The sequence below is a fragment of the Janthinobacterium sp. YR213 genome (genome assembly GCF_900099875.1).
Taxonomy (GTDB): Bacteria; Pseudomonadota; Gammaproteobacteria; order Burkholderiales; family Burkholderiaceae_D; genus Janthinobacterium; species Janthinobacterium lividum.
The window spans coordinates 20,249-37,314 of record NZ_FNDA01000003.1 but is presented as its reverse complement, the minus strand read 5'-3'; the positions used below and the strand labels follow the sequence as shown (position 1 = coordinate 37,314).

General features: G+C 64.8%; 14 protein-coding genes and 2 tRNA genes. 7 read left to right on the top strand and 9 right to left on the bottom strand.

The window, feature by feature from the left end; translation table 11 throughout:
* Positions 1-62 precede the first annotated feature (62 nt).
* From BLT98_RS14130 to BLT98_RS14120, 3 genes are all read right to left on the bottom strand, one after another.
* Complete coding sequence (locus tag BLT98_RS14130) at positions 63-2,435, bottom strand: acyl-CoA dehydrogenase (RefSeq protein WP_092608813.1); 2,373 nt, start codon at positions 2,433-2,435, stop codon at positions 63-65.
* 122 nt (positions 2,436-2,557) lie between these two features.
* On the bottom strand, positions 2,558-2,899 hold the full coding sequence (locus tag BLT98_RS14125) for a hypothetical protein (RefSeq protein ID WP_070259850.1): 342 nt from the start codon (positions 2,897-2,899) through the stop codon (positions 2,558-2,560).
* Between the two features lie 286 nt (positions 2,900-3,185).
* Positions 3,186-3,261: transfer RNA gene (locus BLT98_RS14120), tRNA-Phe, on the bottom strand.
* Positions 3,262-3,380: 119 nt separating this feature from the next.
* Between BLT98_RS14120 and BLT98_RS14115 the strand changes: the two genes are divergently transcribed.
* Positions 3,381-4,151 carry a hypothetical protein gene (locus BLT98_RS14115; RefSeq protein ID WP_092608810.1) on the top strand — a complete coding sequence of 257 codons (771 nt, stop codon included), beginning with the start codon at positions 3,381-3,383 and terminating at the stop codon, positions 4,149-4,151.
* A 42-nt stretch (positions 4,152-4,193) separates the two neighbouring features.
* On the opposite strand, the gene BLT98_RS14110 is transcribed toward BLT98_RS14115, so the two are convergent.
* Complete coding sequence (locus tag BLT98_RS14110) at positions 4,194-4,622, bottom strand: hypothetical protein (RefSeq protein ID WP_070259846.1); 429 nt, start codon at positions 4,620-4,622, stop codon at positions 4,194-4,196.
* A gap of 208 nt (positions 4,623-4,830) precedes the next feature.
* On the opposite strand from BLT98_RS14110, the gene BLT98_RS14105 reads away from it, so the two are divergent.
* Positions 4,831-5,826 (top strand): cytochrome-c peroxidase, encoded by a 996-nt coding sequence (locus tag BLT98_RS14105; RefSeq protein WP_092608807.1) that lies wholly within the window; start codon positions 4,831-4,833, stop codon positions 5,824-5,826.
* Positions 5,827-5,868: 42 nt separating this feature from the next.
* On the opposite strand, the gene BLT98_RS14100 is transcribed toward BLT98_RS14105, so the two are convergent.
* The 3 genes from BLT98_RS14100 to BLT98_RS14090 form a co-directional block, all read right to left on the bottom strand.
* Positions 5,869-8,253: a S9 family peptidase gene (locus BLT98_RS14100; protein WP_092608804.1), complete on the bottom strand. Its 2,385-nt coding sequence runs from the start codon at positions 8,251-8,253 to the stop codon at positions 5,869-5,871.
* Between the two features lie 92 nt (positions 8,254-8,345).
* On the bottom strand, positions 8,346-10,610 hold the full coding sequence (locus BLT98_RS14095; protein ID WP_092608801.1) for a putative bifunctional diguanylate cyclase/phosphodiesterase: 2,265 nt from the start codon (positions 10,608-10,610) through the stop codon (positions 8,346-8,348).
* 138 nt (positions 10,611-10,748) lie between these two features.
* Complete coding sequence (locus BLT98_RS14090; RefSeq protein WP_070282872.1) at positions 10,749-11,555, bottom strand: YggS family pyridoxal phosphate-dependent enzyme; 807 nt, start codon at positions 11,553-11,555, stop codon at positions 10,749-10,751.
* Between the two features lie 92 nt (positions 11,556-11,647).
* Here BLT98_RS14090 and ptsJ point away from each other — a divergent pair, with 92 nt between their 5' ends.
* Together ptsJ and BLT98_RS14080 are read left to right on the top strand one after the other, a co-directional pair.
* Entirely contained in the window at positions 11,648-12,949 is a 1,302-nt protein-coding gene (gene ptsJ / locus BLT98_RS14085; protein WP_092608798.1) for a MocR-like B6 salvage transcription factor PtsJ, read from the top strand.
* 33 nt (positions 12,950-12,982) lie between these two features.
* Complete coding sequence (locus BLT98_RS14080; RefSeq protein ID WP_092608795.1) at positions 12,983-13,702, top strand: glutamine amidotransferase-related protein; 720 nt, start codon at positions 12,983-12,985, stop codon at positions 13,700-13,702.
* Between the two features lie 50 nt (positions 13,703-13,752).
* Here BLT98_RS14080 and BLT98_RS14075 read toward each other — a convergent pair whose 3' ends face one another.
* Positions 13,753-14,058 (bottom strand): PsiF family protein, encoded by a 306-nt coding sequence (locus tag BLT98_RS14075; RefSeq protein WP_034784390.1) that lies wholly within the window; start codon positions 14,056-14,058, stop codon positions 13,753-13,755.
* A 265-nt stretch (positions 14,059-14,323) separates the two neighbouring features.
* On the opposite strand from BLT98_RS14075, the gene BLT98_RS14070 reads away from it, so the two are divergent.
* The gene (locus tag BLT98_RS14070; RefSeq protein WP_092608793.1) at positions 14,324-14,863 is read left to right on the top strand and encodes a DUF2058 domain-containing protein; all 540 of its coding nucleotides are present in this window, start codon (positions 14,324-14,326) and stop codon (positions 14,861-14,863) included.
* 138 nt (positions 14,864-15,001) lie between these two features.
* Here the strand turns inward: BLT98_RS14070 and BLT98_RS14065 are convergent.
* A tRNA-Phe gene (locus BLT98_RS14065) sits at positions 15,002-15,077 on the bottom strand.
* A 186-nt stretch (positions 15,078-15,263) separates the two neighbouring features.
* On the opposite strand from BLT98_RS14065, the gene dkgB reads away from it, so the two are divergent.
* A complete protein-coding gene (gene dkgB / locus BLT98_RS14060) occupies positions 15,264-16,088 on the top strand; it encodes a 2,5-didehydrogluconate reductase DkgB (protein WP_092608790.1) in 825 nt (274 codons plus the stop codon).
* Between the two features lies 1 nt (position 16,089).
* On the top strand, positions 16,090-17,019 hold the full coding sequence (locus BLT98_RS14055) for an LLM class oxidoreductase (protein ID WP_092608787.1): 930 nt from the start codon (positions 16,090-16,092) through the stop codon (positions 17,017-17,019).
* Positions 17,020-17,066 lie beyond the last annotated feature (47 nt).

The following is a 17,066-nucleotide window of genomic DNA, read 5'->3' as shown; positions in this document are numbered from 1 at the left end:
CTTTCTGGAAAGAGCGGGCACCGCACCCGCTCAATTCAGTATAGGCCGCAAAGCAGCCCCGCCTAGGCTGCGCGGCTCTCGCCAGCGGATTCGTCATCAAGACGCTGCACGACGCCGCCGCCTTGAGCCAGATGCGCCGCATCGGCGGGAAAATCGTCGACCTGGATCAAGCCGTCAACCAGGCGCGCATATTCGAGCAAGGTATTGTGCTCCTGGCAGCTGACCGAGCCTGCGGCCTTGGCCGTTGCCAGCCACTGCTGCATGGCGGACAGGCTTTGCGGCAGGTGCCGCAGGGCTGCGCCTGCGGGTGTGTCTTTCAGGCGTTTTTCGATGTGCAGCACCTCGGCCAGCAGGGCCAGTGCCCGCTCGGCGCAAGCCACGGGATCTGTGTTGTCGTTGGCCACATAACCGTCGGCCAGCAGGCGCTCGCGGTCGGCGCCCGGCGTTTGCAGGGCCAGCGCCACTTCACTGCCAAGCTCGTCGGAAGGCGGGCGATGCGGCAGGCCGAAGGGAAACAGCAGGGTGCGCAGCAGCACGGCCAGCACGCGCGCGGGGAAATTATCGAGTACGCCCGTCAAGCCCTGTTGCGCCTTGACCAGCGCATCTTGCAGCGACCAGTGCACATAGGGCAGGTCGGCTTCGGGGCGGCCATCGTCCTCGTAGCGTTTCAGCACGGACGAAGCGAGGTACAGTTGCGCCAGCACGTCGCCCAGCCGGGCGGACAGCCGCTCGCGGCGCTTGAGCTCACCGCCGAGCACGAACATCGACATATCCGTCATGACGGCAAACGCCGTCGACAGCCGCGTCAGGGCGCGGTAGTAGGGCGCCAGCGCGGGCGCGCCGGCGTCGGGCACGGCCGCCAGGCGCGCGCCGCCCAGTCCGTACCATAATCCCCTGGCCAGGTTGCCCAGCACAAAGCCCACGTGGCCAAAGAAGGCAGCGTCGAAATCCCGCAGGGCCTTGCGGCCATCGCTTTCGCTGACGGCGGCCATTTCCCTGAGCACATACGGATGCGCGCGGATGGCGCCCTGGCCAAAGATGATCAGGCTGCGCGTGAGGATATTGGCCCCCTCGACGGTAATGGCGATGGGGATTTGCTGGTAGGCGCTGGCCAGGAAGTTGTTGGGGCCCACGCAGATGCCCTTGCCGCCGAGAATGTCCATGCCGTCATTGACGAGCGCGCGGCCCCGTTCCGTGACGTGGTATTTGACGATGGCGGAAATGACGGCCGGCTTTTCGCCCAGGTCGACGGCGTGCGCGGCCAGCGTGCGGGCCGCATCCATCAGGTACAGGTTGGCGCCCATGCGGGCCAGCGCTTCCTGCACCCCTTCGAACTTGCCGATAGCCATGTTGAACTGGCGCCGCACGGCCGCATATGCGCCGGTGCCGCGCACGGCCATCTTGCCCATGCCCACGCTGGACGAGGGCAGCGAAATGGCGCGCCCGGCCGCCAGGCACTCCATCAGCATGCGCCATCCCTTGCCCACTTGCGCCTGGCCGCCGATGACCCAGTCGATGGGAATGAAGACATCGTTGCCCGAGGTGGGGCCGTTCTGGAACGCGGCGTTCAATGGGTGATGGCGGCGGCCGATCACCACGCCGTCGTGGCTGGCGGGGATCAGGGCGCAAGTGATGCCCGGCGTGTCATTCTCGGACAGCAGATGTTCGGGGTCGCTGGTCTGGAATGCCAGTCCCAGCAAGGTCGCGACGGGCGCCAGGGTGATGTAGCGCTTGTTCCAGGTGAGGCGGAAACCCAGCGTGGCGCGGCCCTCATGCATGCCCATGCACACGACGCCCAGGTCGGGAATGGCGGCCGCATCGGAACCCGCATACGGGCTGGTGAGGGCAAAACAGGGAATCTCGGTGCCGGCGGCTAATCGCGGCAGATAATGGTTTTTCTGTTCTTCAGTGCCGTAATGCAGCAGCAGCTCGGCCGGCCCCAGCGAATTGGGCACCATCACGGTGACGGCCAGCGCCGAGCAGCGGCTCGACAATTTCATGACCACTTGCGAGTGCATGTAGGCGGAGAATTGCTTGCCGCCGTATTGTTTCGGGATGATCATGCCGAGGAAACCTTGCGCCTTCATGTAGGCCCAGGCCTGGGGCGGCAAGTCCTGCGACTGCTGCGTTTCCCAGTCGTTGACCAGTTCGCACAGCCGTTCGACGTCATGCTCGAGAAAGTGACGCTCCTCGGTCGTGAGCGAGGCACGTCCATAGGCCAGCAGCTTGGGCCAGTCGGGCCGGCCGGAAAACAGGTCCGCGTCCCACCACGTGGTACCCGCTTCGAGCGCGTCGCGTTCCGTGTCGGACATGGTTGGCAAGATGCGCTTGAACAAGGCCAGCAGGCGCGGGGTGACGAGGGCGCGGCGCACGGGGCCGGGCGCGAACAGTAAAGCCAAGCCCAGCAGGGCCACCATCAGTAGGATCGTCAGCATGCGTATCTCCCTGTGTAATGAGAACAGGGTAGGCCGATTTGGCGAATGTTACTGTGCGGTACAACGCATACGCACAACGCCAACCGCATGGGTTGGCGTTGTGGTGTATGGCGTGCGGCGTATTAACGTTGCGGGACGACAATCACCGTGTCGCCCGTCTTGCCTTTGGCGCCGTCGTCGCCCTTGGCGCCATCGTTGCCTTGAACGCCATCGTTGCCTTGTGCGCCAGTGGCTCCCTTGGCGCCGTCATATCCGGCGGCACCGCTGTCGCCGGTCTGGCCCGTGGCGCCGGTGGCACCGGTCGCGCCGGCAGGGGCTTCAGCGCCCGTCGCACCCGTAGCGCCGGCAGGACCAGGCGCACCGGCAGGGCCAGCGATGACTTGCACGACGGGTGGCGCTTCGCGCTGGCAAGCGGTCAAGGCGAGGGTAGAGGCGAGCGCGAGCAATATCAGGGTAGTTTTCATGATGCATCCTTTGGCAGTGTGCCGTGATGTACGGAACGGCTCGACGGCGTCGGGCGCGAGTTTCGCATGGCGGTGTTACGGAGAGAATCTGATCAGGTGGCCGTTGCGCCGTGTCGCGCAGGACGCTGGCGGCGGGAAGGGGGTGTGGTCTGCCTGCAGCATGGGCTCTTGGGCGGCCGCAGTCCGTACGTTTGCGTACATAGCGGCGGGGTGGGGGACGGTTTGGCAAAGAGAAACAAAAAAGCCAACCCGAAGGTTGGCTTTTGGCTATGTACTGCTGAATTCTTGGTGGCCCGGGGCGGAATCGAACCACCGACACAAGGATTTTCAATCCTCTGCTCTACCGACTGAGCTACCAGGCCAAGGCGGCGAATTATAGCAGAAAGACTTTCCACCTGACCAGAGCTAGCTGTGTTCAAATGCAACAGATGGCCAAAACATAGTGTTTTGGCATCTTTGTATGAACTGAAGGGATGTGGCGATGCAGCGACGTATTGGAGTACAAGGCCTGGCGGCGGCGGGCTTGTTCGGCTTGTTGTGCGGCACGGCGCGGGCCGACGGGCTTGCTGATTTGAATGCGGCGCTGGCGCGCTTGCAGGGCCAGATGCCCATCAAGGCGCAGGTCGAATCGAAATCCTGGCGCCGCGAGGGCGAGGGCAAGGCGGCGGAAGAGGATAGCGGCCAGGCCACTGTCACTGTCGAGGGCGGGCCGGCGGGCTTGCAGGTGCTTTACGGCAAGGACTTGCTGGCGAAAGTGGAAGCCGAGCAGCGCGCCAGGGTGAAGGATCCGAAGGTCAAGACGCCGATCGGCTTTGCGCTGGGGGAAATGAAGGCGACGGAGCTGCGTTCCATGGTGTCGGCGGCCGATGCCCTGTCGCGCGAGATCGAGGAAGCCGTGTTCAGCAGCGAAAAGATGGATAGCTACAAGGGCAAGCCGGCGCGTTTGCTCAGCTTTACCTTGTCGCTTGACAAGGTGCCTGAGAAAGACCGCAAGTATGTGAAGAAGTTCGAAGGCGGCATCGAGGTATGGATCGCCGCGGACGGCACGCCGCTGGCCAGCCATTTCCACTTTGACGTGAGCGGGCGCGCCTTTGTCGTCGTCAGCTTTACGCAGAAGTCGGACGAGACGCGCCAGTATGGCGTCAGCGGCGACCATTTATTGTTGCTGCGCAAGGAGAGCAAGAATGCCACCGCGGGCGCGGGCGAGAAGGTGGAGAGCAAGATCGTCAAGACCTTGCAATTGCAGTCCTGACGTGTTGCAGAAGCACTCAAGCCGCTGATCCAGCGGCTTTGTTTACATGGCGGCGCTGCCGCCCAGGGCGCTCTTTTGCAGCACGCAGCGCCCCGCCTCGCAGGTGGCGCCCGGGTCCGTGACGATGGAGCAGGTCGACATCATGCCGTCCGCTTGCTGCTGTTTGCGGCTCGCCTCGGCTTGCGCCTGGGCCAGTGCCTTGAGTTTCTTGCCGTCATTGCCCTTGCTGGACCAGGCCAGGTAGCGCTCGGGGCCGCCGCAAGCCTTGGCGCCGATGGCGATGGTCTGGCATTGCTGGGTGGAATCGCAGGCGGCTACCCCCACTTCCGCCTGGATTTGCGCCAGCAGGCCGGCATTGCCGGGGGCGGGCGGCGCATCATCTTGCGTGGGCGCGCTGCCGCAGGCGCTGGCGGCCAGCAGCAGGAAGCTGGCGCACGCGGCGCGCAGCAGGGAGTAGGTAGGTGTGTGCATGCCTTTATCATGTGCCACGCTTGCGTAAATGGCAAGCGCGATTCGCACTTGGCGAGAACCTTGACCCTGGTCATTTTCCTTATTAACTAGTCAAAGTTAATATAAATCAACATCCAACCAGCGATGTACGGGTGGCAACCGGGCCGGTGCGCTGCATTCCCGCGCCGGCGCGCGCCGCTGATTCGGGAATGCTTCCAGGAGTTAGATTATGCGCCGCACCCTCTCACCCTTTCTCTTCATCACCAGCCTGGCCCTTGGCGGCGTCCTGCATGCCGCCGACAAGGAGCCGATCCAGCCCATCACTGCCGCCAAGATCGCCAATCCGGCCATGGTCGAACTGGGCAAGAAGCTGTTTTTCGACCCTCGCCTGTCGCGCTCGGGCTTTATTTCCTGCAATAGCTGCCACAACCTGAGCATGGGCGGCACGGACAATATCAAGACCTCGATCGGCCACAACTGGCAGCGCGGCCCCATCAATTCGCCCACGGTGCTCAATTCCAGCATGAACGTGGCGCAATTCTGGGATGGCCGCGCCAAGGATTTGCAGGAGCAGGCGGGCGGTCCCATCGCCAATCCCGGCGAAATGGCTTTTACGCACGAGCTGGCCATCGACGTGCTGGCCTCGATTCCCGCCTACCGCGCGGAGTTCCGGCAAGTGTTTGGCCAGGATAAGCTGACCATCGAGCAAGTTACGCGCGCCATCGCCGCCTTTGAAGAGGTGCTGGTGACGCCCGGTTCCCGTTTCGATCAATGGCTGTCGGGCAAGAAAAGCGCGCTGACGAAGGACGAGCTGGCCGGCTACCAGCTGTTCAAATCGAGCGGCTGCATCGCCTGTCATAACGGCCCCGCCGTGGGCGGCAATACCTTCCAGAAGATGGGCGTGGTGGAGCCGTATAAAACGGCGATGACGGCGCAGGGACGCTCGGCCGTGACGGGCAAGGATGCGGACCGCTTCAACTTCAAGGTGCCGACCTTGCGCAACGTGGAACTGACGTATCCCTATTTCCACGATGGCGAAGCGGCGACGTTGACGCAAGCCGTCGACGTGATGGGCCGCCTGCAGCTGGGCCGCACCTTCACGCCCGATGAAAACGCCAAGCTGGTGGCCTTCCTGAAGACGTTGACGGGCAAGCAGCCGCACCTCGTGCTGCCGATCCTGCCACCATCGTCGGACACGACGCCACCGCCCGTGCCGTTTGACTGAATGAGTCCATGAAAAATGCCCGCATCAAGCGGGCATCGGGGTTTATTTCAATGTTCTCTGGAGCAACTGATAAATCCGGCGGTACTCGTCATACCACGCCTCCGGCTGCACGAATCCATGGCGCTCCATGGGGTAGCTGGCCATTTCCCAGTTATCCTTTTTCAGTTCGATCAGGCGCTGCGACAGGCGCACGGAATCCTGGTAAAACACGTTGTCGTCGATCATGCCGTGGGCGATCAGGAGGTTGCCCGTCAGCTTGTCCGCGTATTCGATCGGCGACGAGATTTTATAGGCTTGCGGATCGACGTCCGGCGTGTTCAGGATATTCGCCGTGTATTCGTGGTTGTACGTGGTCCAGTCCGTCACGGGACGCAGGGCGGCGCCGGACTTGAAGATTTCCGGCGCGCGCATCAGGGCCATCAGGCTCATGAAGCCGCCATAGCTGCCGCCATAGATGCCCACGTTCCGGATGTCGCCCTGGTGCTGCTGCGCCAGCCAGTTGGCGCCGTCGACAAAATCTTCCAGTTCCGGATGGCCCATCTGGCGGTAGATGGCCGTGCGCCAGGCGCTGCCGTAACCGAGCGAGGCGCGGTAGTCGACGTCGAGCACGATGTAGCCTTGCTCGACCAGCAGGTTGTGGAACATCTGTTCGCGGAAGTAGACGGGATAGCGCTGGGTCACGTTTTGCAGGTAGCCGGCGCCGTGCGCGAACATGACGATCGGATAGCGCTTGCCCGCTTCCAGTTGCGCCGGGCGGTACAGCTTGGCCCAGATCGGCGCCGCGCCATGCGTGGACGGTACTTGCACCAGTTCCGGCATGACCCAGTTGCGCGCCTTGAAGGCGTCGCTGCGCGTATCGGTCAGGATATTTGCCTTGCCGCCCGCGACGGCAACCGTCGCCAGCTGGGCCGGCATATAGCTGGTCGAATAGCGCAGCAGCAGCTTGCCGTTATCGGGCGACAGGCCGAAGTTTTCCACGCCTTTCAAATTCGTCACTTCGCGCGCGCCGCCATCCCTGGCAGTGCTGGCGCACACTTCATACGTGCCGGGCGCCTGCCGGTTGCACATGAAATAGGCATGCTTGCCGTCGCGGCTCCATTCGACGGCGCTCACTTCCCATTTGCCTTGCGTCAATGCGCGTGCCGGGGCCGCGCCCGTCTTCGTGTACAGGTGGGCGTAGCCGCTTTCCTCGGACAGATACCACAGGGTGGTGTTGTCGGGCAGCCAGCCGAATTCGTCGGCGCGGCGGTTGACCCAGGCCGTGTCGCTGATGCGGTGCACGGGCACGAGGGCGGCGTTGGCCAGGTCGACGTTGGCGAGCCAGCCATCCTTGTTGTCGACGGCGCGGATGCGCACGGCCACCTTGCTGCCGTCATCGGTCCAGGCGATGCCGTCGCGCTGGGCGTCGATGCGCACGGCACGGTTGCCTTTCAGGGGCGGCAGCTTCTGTTCGGCGCGCAGACTGGCCAGCGGGTCGGTGGCGATGCCGGGCAGGCTGTCGAAACCGATCTCGCGCACGGTGCCCGTGCGCAGGTCGGCCAGCTTCAGGCTTTGCGCGATCGGCATGTTGCGGCCCACGCGCGTGCGCTCGTCATCGACGTCCGGGTAGCCCGTTTCCGTCACGTAGCGGGCCAGTTTGCCCAGCTTGCCCTTCTCGGCCGCCTTGTCTTGCGTGACGAACAGCAGCCAGCGGCCGTCCGGCGACAGGGCGCTGCCGGAAATGGTGACTTTGTCTCCCAGGTAGATCGGTTCCGGCGCGCGCGTGGCGTCCAGGCGGCGCTCTTCATGGCGGCGTTCGCGGTTCGCGTCGCGGTCTTGCTTCTGGCGCGCCAGGTTGACGATCAGGCGCAGCTGCAGGTCGCGCAGGGCGTCCGCTTCCGGTGTGGCGTCCGGGTCCTTGGCGGCGCGCAGCAGGGCGACGGGGGCGCTCAGGCGCTCCGCGCGGCTCCAGCTGAACCAGTCGGTGCCGCTGCGGTATTGCACGGCGGCGCCGTCGGCGGAATATTGCGGGTCGCTGATGGCCGTGACGCCGCGCGTGATTTGTGTCAAGGCGCCGCTTTTCAGGTCGCGCTCGAACAAGTCGCCGTTGCGCAGCAGGATGGCGCGCGTGCCGGAGCGGTTGACGACCATCTGCTGGCCATCGAGATTGGCCAGCTGCGCATCATCGACCTTCTTGCCGCTATTCAGTTTGGCGTTTGCGCCTGGCAATTGATACGTGTCGCGCAGGGGCGAGCCGAGGCGTTTTTGCTTGTAGTAGAGCTGCCCATTCCAGCCCCACCATGCCGCTTCGACGGGCGTGCCGATCCAGTCGGGGTCGGCCATGGCCTGGTCCAGCGTGATCGGCGTGGGGGTGGTGGTGGATGGGGCCGCATGGGCGGCGGGCAGGGCGGCTATCAGGGTGAGCAGCAGGGGAAGAACCAGACGCATCGGGGATCACTTTAATCAAAGGGGATGGTGAAGGTACAGGCTATGAGGCCGGTATTCTAGCGGAGGAGTTTCGTGCGGGAAATGTCGGAAAGCTAAGCTTGGCGCTGGGCCAGCCAGGCGAGAAAGTCATCGAGCGGCATCGGCCGCGCATACAGGTAGCCCTGCAAGCCGTCGCAATCGTGGGCGATCAGGAAGTCGGCCTGCTCCTGCGTTTCCACGCCTTCGGCCACGACGCGCAAGCCCAGGTGGCGCGCCATGGCCAGGATCGCTTGCACGATGGCCGTGTCGCGCGCATCGTGCGGCGTGTCGTCGATGAAGCGCTTGTCGATCTTGAGTTCGTACAGCGGCATCGACGTCAGGTAGGCGAGGCTGGAATAGCCGGTGCCGAAATCGTCGATGGAAAAGCGGATGCCCAGGGCCGCCAGTTCGCGCATGCGCGCCAGCGAGGCATCGCGCTGGTCGATCAGCAAGCCTTCCGTCAGTTCCAGGATCAGGGCGCCGGCCGGCGTGCCGTGTTCGGCCAGCGCGGCCTGCACGCGGGCGGCAAAATCGGGCTGACGAAACTGGGCCGGACTCACATTCACGGACAGGGCGACAGGCGATCCGGCCCGCGCCAGCATGGCGGCGGCGCGGCACGCTTCGCGCAGGGCCCAGTGGCCCAGCTTGACGATCAGCCCCGATTCCTCGGCGATGGGGATGAAGATGCCGGGAGCGATATGGTCGCCGTCCGCCTGCGGCCAGCGCATCAGCAGTTCGGCGCCCGTCACCCGGCCGTGGCGGTCGACCTGCGGCTGCACGTACATGCATAATTCACCGGCATCGAGGGCGCGCGCGAGTGTCCTTTCCAGGGTCAGGCGGCGTTCCACGCCCGCCTGCATGGCCGCTTCAAAGAAGGCGATGCCGTTGCGTCCTTCCGCCTTGGCCCGGTACATGGCGATGTCCGCTTCGCGCAGCAGGTCGTGCGCCTGCTGGCCCGCTTTCGGCAGCAGGGTCACGCCGATGCTGGCGCTGCAATGATAGGACTGCCCTTCGATCTCGAAGTCGCGCGCGATGGCGGCACGGATTTTCTCGGCCACCTGGGCCGCCGCGCGGGCGGCGTTGTGCAGGTCATCGGCCAGGTGCGCCAGCAGCACGACGAATTCGTCGCCGCCGATGCGCGCCACCGTGTCGGCCTTGCGCATCAGCTGCGCCAGCCGTTCGCCGGCAAGGCGCAGCAGAGCGTCGCCGGTGGCGTGGCCGCGCGCGTCGTTGATGTGCTTGAAGTGGTCGAGGTCGATGAACATCAGCGCACTGATGGTATGGCCGCGCGGCGCGGCGGCCAGCAGGTGGCCGATGCGGTCCATCAGCAGGCGCCGGTTGGGCAGGCCCGTGAGCACGTCGTAGAAGGCCAGGCGGTGGATGTCCGCTTCCGATTTCTTGCGCTCGTCGATTTCGCGCTCGACGGCCACCCAGTGCGTCTGCCTGCCGTCCGCATCCGTGAACGGCACCAGTTCCGCTTCGACCCAGTACGCCTTGCCGGCCTTGTTGTAATTGAGCAATTCCGCGCGTGCCGGCTGGGCGCGGGCCATGGCGGCGGCGATGCGCGCCAGTTCGCCCGCATCGGTGGCGGGGCCTTGCTGGAACAACAGGCTGCGGCCCAGCACCTCGGCGCGCGCATAGCCGCTGCTGCGCTCGAAGGCGTCGTTGACGAAGATGATGCGCGTGGCCGGCGCCGCACCCGCGCCTGGCGGGGCATCGGCCACTTCGGCGAGCATCACCATGTCGTTCAGGCGGGCCAGCGCCGTGGCCGTCAGGCGCAGATCGGCGTTCAGCTGCGACAGGGCCTGGCTGCTGCGTTCCAGGTGGCGCAGCAGGAAAGCGCAGGAGAGGGTCAGCACGGCGGCGATGAACAGGAAGTTCAGGGCCACGATCAGCGCGCGCAGCACGGGGGAGTCGGGCACGCCGCGCAATTGCAGCTCCACGTCGGGATGCAGGCCGAGGAAAAAGATGGTCAGCGAAGTCAGGGCCAGGGTCGACAAGGCTGGCCGCATCCCCAGCAGCAGGGCCGCCAGCACGGGCATGAGCATCATGTAGATCTGGCTGACGGGGCCGATTTTCAGCAGCAGGCCCACGCCCACCAGGTAGGCGACGATCAGGAATTGCCACACGCGCCAGCGGTAGGGCATGGCGCGCAGATGCCAGATGAGACCGACCCAGCCGATGGCCAGCACGTCGAGGGCGACTATGGACCAGATAGCTTCGCGCGCCGCCAGCAGGGCGCTGGGAATGGCAGTGACGATGCCAAGCAGCAGCACCGCCTGCAGCAAGCGCGCAAAAATCTGTCCGCGCCAGTGCGCGAGATCGTTTGACGCGGCCACGCTGCCGTCCTTTCCCCAAGGAGCTGTGCTGCCGAGCTGAGCAGTATGGTAAAAATATTACGCGGTATCGTTCTGCATGTCATCTTGATCATTCGATATGATTGACTGCACGACTACCCGCAGGGCGCATCGGGCCGTCTATTCCTTTTCCGCCGTGGGCCAGTAGTGGCTATCTGGCGTGTCCCGTGCGCCGAAGATGGCCTGGCCGACCCGCACGACGGTGGCGCCTTCTTCAATGGCGATTTCATAATCGCCGGACATGCCCATCGACAGCTGGTCGAGGCCTATGCCATCGGGAACATCCTGGCGCAGCCGGTCGCGCAATGTGCGCAGCAGAACGAAGCAGCGGCGCACGCGCACGGCTTCCGCCGACAACAGCGCCAATGTCATGAGTCCGCGCACCCGCAGCGCCGGGAAGGCGGGCAGCGCGCGCAGGAAAGCGGCCACCTCGTCCGGCGGCAAGCCGTACTTGCTGGCTTCTCCCGATGTGTTCACTTGCACGAACACATCGAGCCCCCGTCCTGCCGCTTGCAGGCGCCGTTCCAGCGCCTCGGCCACGCGCAGGCTGTCGAGAGCCTGGAATTCGCTGGCAAAGCGCGCCACCAGCTTGGCCTTGTTGGTCTGCAAATGGCCGATCACCGACCATTGCAGATCGCCCAGGTCCGCCATCGCTTCCCACTTGCGGCCTGCCTCCTGCGGCTTGTTTTCTCCCAGCATGCGGCAACCCGCGGCGTAGGCCAGGCGCAGGCTCGCCTCGGGCTTGGTCTTGCTGACGGGCAGCAGGCGCACGCCGGCCGGATCGCGGCCGACCCGCTGGCATGCGGCGGCCATGCGCGCGTGCACGGCGGCCAGATTGCGGCGGAAGTCGTCCACCGACACGGCTTGCGGCCAGCGCCCATGCTGCGCGTGCATGGTCGCAGTGAGCAGGGGAGTGTCATTGTTCATGTGTCAGCCTTGTGTCAGCCTTATGAGCGGCAGGAGTCGCCGCAGTGATGTATGATTGTCCTATGCCAAAATATATCATGTCTGAGACTATCATGAAGATTGCAGGGAAAACCGCTGCGGAGCTGTTCGACAGCATCCGTGCTCTGACGCAGGCGGGCGAACTGGCGCCGGGCCAGGAGTTGCCGACCGTGCGCGAGCTGGCCGCGACCTTGGGCGTCAACCGTAATACCGTGTCGCTGGCGTACAAGCGCCTGGTGACGGCCGGGATCGCGGTCACGCAAGGGCGCCTGGGCACGGCCATCCGCGCACAGCACGATCCCGGCGAGCAGGAAGGCCTGCTGCCCGGCTCGCCGCTGGCCGACCTGGGCGGCGGCAATCCTAACCTTGCCTGGCTGCCCGATGTCGGCGCGGCCCTGGCGCGCAAGCCATACCGCCCGCGCCTGTATGGCGAAGCCACGCTGGATCCGGAGCTGGAAGCCCTGGCGCGGCGCTGGATGGCCGGCGATTGCCCTGAGGGCCACGACATCACCCTGACGAATGGGGCGGTCGATGCGGTGGAGCGCCTGCTGGCCGCGTATCTGGTCGCGGGCGACAAGGTGGCCGTGGAAGACCCGTGCTTCGTCAGCAGCATCAACACCTTGCGCATCGCCGGGCTGCACGCTGTTGGCGTGGCTGTCGATGCCGAGGGCATGCAGGCCGAGGCGCTGGAACGGGCGCTGGCGCAAGGCGCGCAAGCCGTCATCGTGACGCCGCGTGCGCACAATCCGACCGGATGCAGCCTGAGCGCTGCGCGCGCGGACCAGCTGCGCGCGGTGCTGGCCGCTTACCCGCACGTGCTGGTCATCATCGACGACCATTTCTCGCTGCTGTCCGTCGCCAGCTACCAGGACGTGATTCCCCATGCGGCCCGGCGCTGGGCGCTGATCCGTTCGGTATCGAAGATCTTCGGCCCCGACCTGCGCCTGGCCGTTGTCGCCAGCGACGGGCAGACCGCCCAGCGCCTGCGCCTGCGCCTGGCGCCCGGCACGAACTGGGTCAGCCATCTCCTGCAGGATGCCGTGAGCGCCTGCCTGTCGTCACCCGAAGTGTCCGCGCAGGTGGCCCTGGCCCGCGCAGACTATGCGCGCCGCCGCGGCATCCTGGCCGATGCGCTGGCGGCGCAAGGCCTGGTTGGCGCCAGTCCTGCCGATGGACTGAACCTGTGGCTGCCGCTGCCGGGCGGCAGCCAGGCGGCCGTGCTGGCGCTGGCCCGGCATGGCTGGCTGGTGCGCGGCGGCGAAGCCTTCGGCGTGCAGGCGCCGGCGCAGGGATTGCGGATCACCGTATCGACCATGGACGAAGCGCGTGCGCAGGCGTTCGCCGCCGTGCTGGCCCAGGTGCTGGGCCGGCCATAGTTTTTTAATTCCTCGCCACAGAAAGGGAACATCATGAAAGTCCATTTCATCGTGCATGAAGCGTTCGAGGCGCCTGGCGCCTACGAGACATGGGTACGCGAGCGCGGCTACGCGGCCACGTATTCCCGCGTCCACGCCCATGAACCGCTGCCCCCGTCCATCGCGGACATCGACCTGCTGGTCGTCATGGGCGGACCGCAGTCGCCGTCGACGACGCGCGAGGAATGCCCGCATTTCGACGCCGCCGCCGAACAGGCCTTGATCGCCGCATGTGCCGCGGCGGGCAAGGCGGTCGTCGGCGTCTGCCTGGGCGCGCAGCTGATCGGCGCGGCCCTGGGAGCGCGCCATGCGCACAGCCCTGAAAAGGAGATCGGCAAGTTCCCCATCATGCTGACGCGAGAAGGGCAGGCGAACCACAAGTTCGCCCATTTCGGCGATGTCCTGGAGACCGGACATTGGCATAGCGACATGCCGGGCCTGACTGACAGCGCGAAGATCATCGCCCACAGCGAAGGCTGCCCCCGCCAGATCGTCGAATACGGCAATCTGGTGTACGGATTCCAGTGCCATATGGAGTTCACGCCGGAGGTGGTCGACCTGCTGATCGCCGCTTCAGAAACGGAACTGGCCACGCTGGAGTCGCACCGCTTCGTGCAGCAGCCAGCGACCCTGCGCGCCCACGACTGGCAGGCCATGAATGGCAAGCTGTTCGGTTTCCTTGACCGGCTCATGCAGGGCTACGCATCGCCGTGAAAAAAAACGCCAGCATGATGCTGGCGTTGTGGGGCAAGCAGACGAGGCGCTTATTTTTTCGGCGCGCTCAGGCATTCCTTCATGAAAGCCTTGCGGGCATCGCCCTTCATGTCCTTGGCGTCGACATTGCATGCCTTCATCTTGTTTTGCTGCGTCATGGCCGGCGCCGGCTTGGCGCTCAGGCATTCCTTCATGAACGCCTTGCGCTCATCGCCTTTCTTGCCGGCGGCGTCCGCATTGCAGGTCGTCATTTTTGACTGTTGGGCCGTCTTGGCGGCGGGCGCCGCTTCCGGCGCGGCGGCAAAGGCGGTACTGGCAAACGCGGCGGCGATGCAGAGGGCGAATAATTGTTTCATGGCAAATCCTTGTAGACGCAGTCAGTGGAAGGGGACGTGCAACCGGCAGGCAATGCCGATATGCAGAACGTAACTAACTATATGACATTTATCAACAAAATTTGCAATCGAGTGTGTCTTTTTGTTACTGGCCGGCGCCAGGAACCTGCCGGCTGCCCCGGGCAGCCATCTTGCGGCGGCAGCCCCCCTGTTTTTTGCTATGCTAGCGACTTTCCACCGGCCGATGCCGCTGCCTTGGCCGGCGCACCCTCAATACGGAGTAGTTATGGTCTCGTTGCAAGAGCAGTTTTTAAAGGCCGGCCTGGTCGACAAGAAGAAGGTCAAACTGGCCAACCAGGACAAGAGCAAGCAAAAAAAGGACGAGCGCAAGAGCGGCACGCAAAGCGTCGACGAAGTGCGCCTGGCCGCGCTCGAGACCCAGCGCAAGAACGCGGAACGCGCGCGCGAACTGAACGCCCAGCGCGACGCGGCCGCCAACCAGAAGGCCATCGTGGCGCAGATCGCGCAAATGGTGCAAAAGAACCGCCAGAGCAAGGGCAACAACGGCGACGTGCCGTATAACTTCACGTTCAACAACAAGATCGAGCGCATCTACGTGACGGCCGCCGTGCAAGCCCACCTGGTGGCGGGCCGCCTGGTGATCATCTGCCTGGGCGGCGCCGTGGAACTGGTGCCGCGCATCATCGCCGACAAGATCGCCGAACGCGACCCCGCCATCGTCGTGCGCGTCAAACAGGCCAGCACGCAGGTGGACGAGGACGATCCGTATGCGGCGTTCCAGATTCCCGATGATTTGATGTGGTAAGAGGGGGCTTGCCCGGCGCTGACGGCGCCGGGGAGTAATTGCGGGCCGGAAGCGGCCCGTTTTTGTTTGTGGCGCATACACGGCCCACAAACAAAAACGCCACCCGAAGGTGGCGTTTTTGAACGTGAAACGAATTCTTGGTGGCCCGGGGCGGAATCGAACCACCGACACAAGGATTTTCAATCCTCTGCTCTACCGACTGAGCTACCAGGCCAAGGTGGCGAATTATAGCAGACCAAAACGCGAATGCAAGAGCTGGTGGTGACTTTTCCCGGATTTCTTGCAGCTGCGGATCGTTAATTGCCTGTGGCGCAAATATGATTTGATATAAGCGGTATTTTTCTCAACAAAGGATGGGCGCATAGTGTGGTCATCGTTACTGACTTGAGAGGATTACCGCATGAACGCCACCACCCATCACACCGCCATCCCTGAAATCGGCCTGGGCACTTTCCGCCTGCAGGGACAGGTCGTCATCGATTCCGTCGCCACGGGCCTGGACGTCGGCTACCGCCATATCGACACGGCGCAAATCTACGGCAATGAAGCCGAAGTGGGCCAGGCCATCGCCGCCAGCCCCGTCCCGCGCGACGAGCTGTTCGTCACCACCAAGATCTGGATCGAGAGCTTGCGGCGCGACAAACTCATTCCCAGCTTGAAAGACAGCCTGCACAAGCTGCAGCTGGAGCAGCTGGATTTAACGCTGATCCACTGGCCGTCGCCGCAGGACGCGATTCCCGTCGCCGAATACATGGCGGCGCTGGCGGAGGCCAAGGCGCAGGGGCTGACCAAGGCCATCGGCGTATCGAATTTCACCAATGCGCAGCTGCAGCAAGCCATCGATACGGTGGGTGCGGCAGAAATCGCCACGCAGCAGATCGAGATCCATCCGTTCCTGCAAAACCGCAAGGTCATCGACTTTGTGCGCAGCCAGGGCATCCACATCACGGCCTACATGCCGCTCGCGTATGGCAAGGTGATGGCGGACCCCGTGATCGCCGCCATCGCCGCGAAGCACGGCGTGACGCCGGCGCAAGTGGCCTTGAGCTGGTCGCTGCAGCAGGGCTTTGCCGTGATCCCCTCGTCGACGAAACGTGCCAACCTGGAAGCGAACCTGCATTTCCAGCGCATCACCCTGTCGCCGGACGAGATGGCGCAGATGGCGGCCCTGGAACGGGGCGAACGCCTGGCCAACCCGGACGGCCTGGCGCCGCAGTGGGATTGAGATGGGCGCCATGACAAAGCTGGGGCAGGGCGGTTTCAGTATCGGCCTGGAACTGCCGCTCGATAATGACTGGTCGTCCATGGGGCGCCAGGCGAATGCGGTCTCCGGCCGCGTGCCGGGCGAACCGGACCTGAAACAGCATGCGGCGCTGGCAAAGCTGGCCGACCGCCTCGGTTTCAGGGCCCTGTGGCTGCGCGACGTGCCCCTGTACGACCCGTCGTTCGGCGACGCGGCCCAGGTCTTCGAGGTGTTTACCTATCTTGGCTACCTGGCCGGCATCACCGGGAACATCTTGCTGGGCACGGCCGCCGTGGTGCTGCCGCTGCGCGAGCCCGTGCTGACGCTAAAAGCGGCGGCCAGCGTGGACCAGTTGAGCGGCGGGCGTTTGCTATTGGGCGTGGCCAGCGGCGACCGGCCCGTCGAGTATCCCGTGTTTGGCCGCGATTTCGAGCAGCGCGGCGCCGCCTTCCGCGAGCAGGTCGCCATGCTGCGCGACTGGGGCGAGACGCGTCTGCCGCCCGGCATCCGTTTGCTGCCCAAGCCAGCCGCGCCCTTGCCCCTGCTGGTGGCGGGCCTGGCGCAGCAGTCGCCCGCGTGGATCGGCGCGCAGATGGATGGCTGGCTCGCCTATCCGGGCACGCCGGACGACCATGCGCGGCGCTCGGCGCAATGGCGCGCCGTGGCCGGCGATGACAAGCCGTATGTCAGCTTCATCCACCTGGACCTGGACGAAGATCCGAACCTGCCGCTGCAGCGTTTTCGTTTCGGCGGCCGCACGGGGCGCCATGGCCTGATCGCGGAGCTGCACGCCATGCGCGCGGCCGGCGTGCGGCATATCGGCTTGCAGCTGCGGCAGAACCGCCGCCCGCTGGCCGAGACGATGCAGGAGATCGCGGACCATGTGCTGCCCGTCTTTCATGGCGCTGCTTGATCTGGGGCACGTGTCCTGTACTTCCGGACTATCTGAAAAGGGTGGGG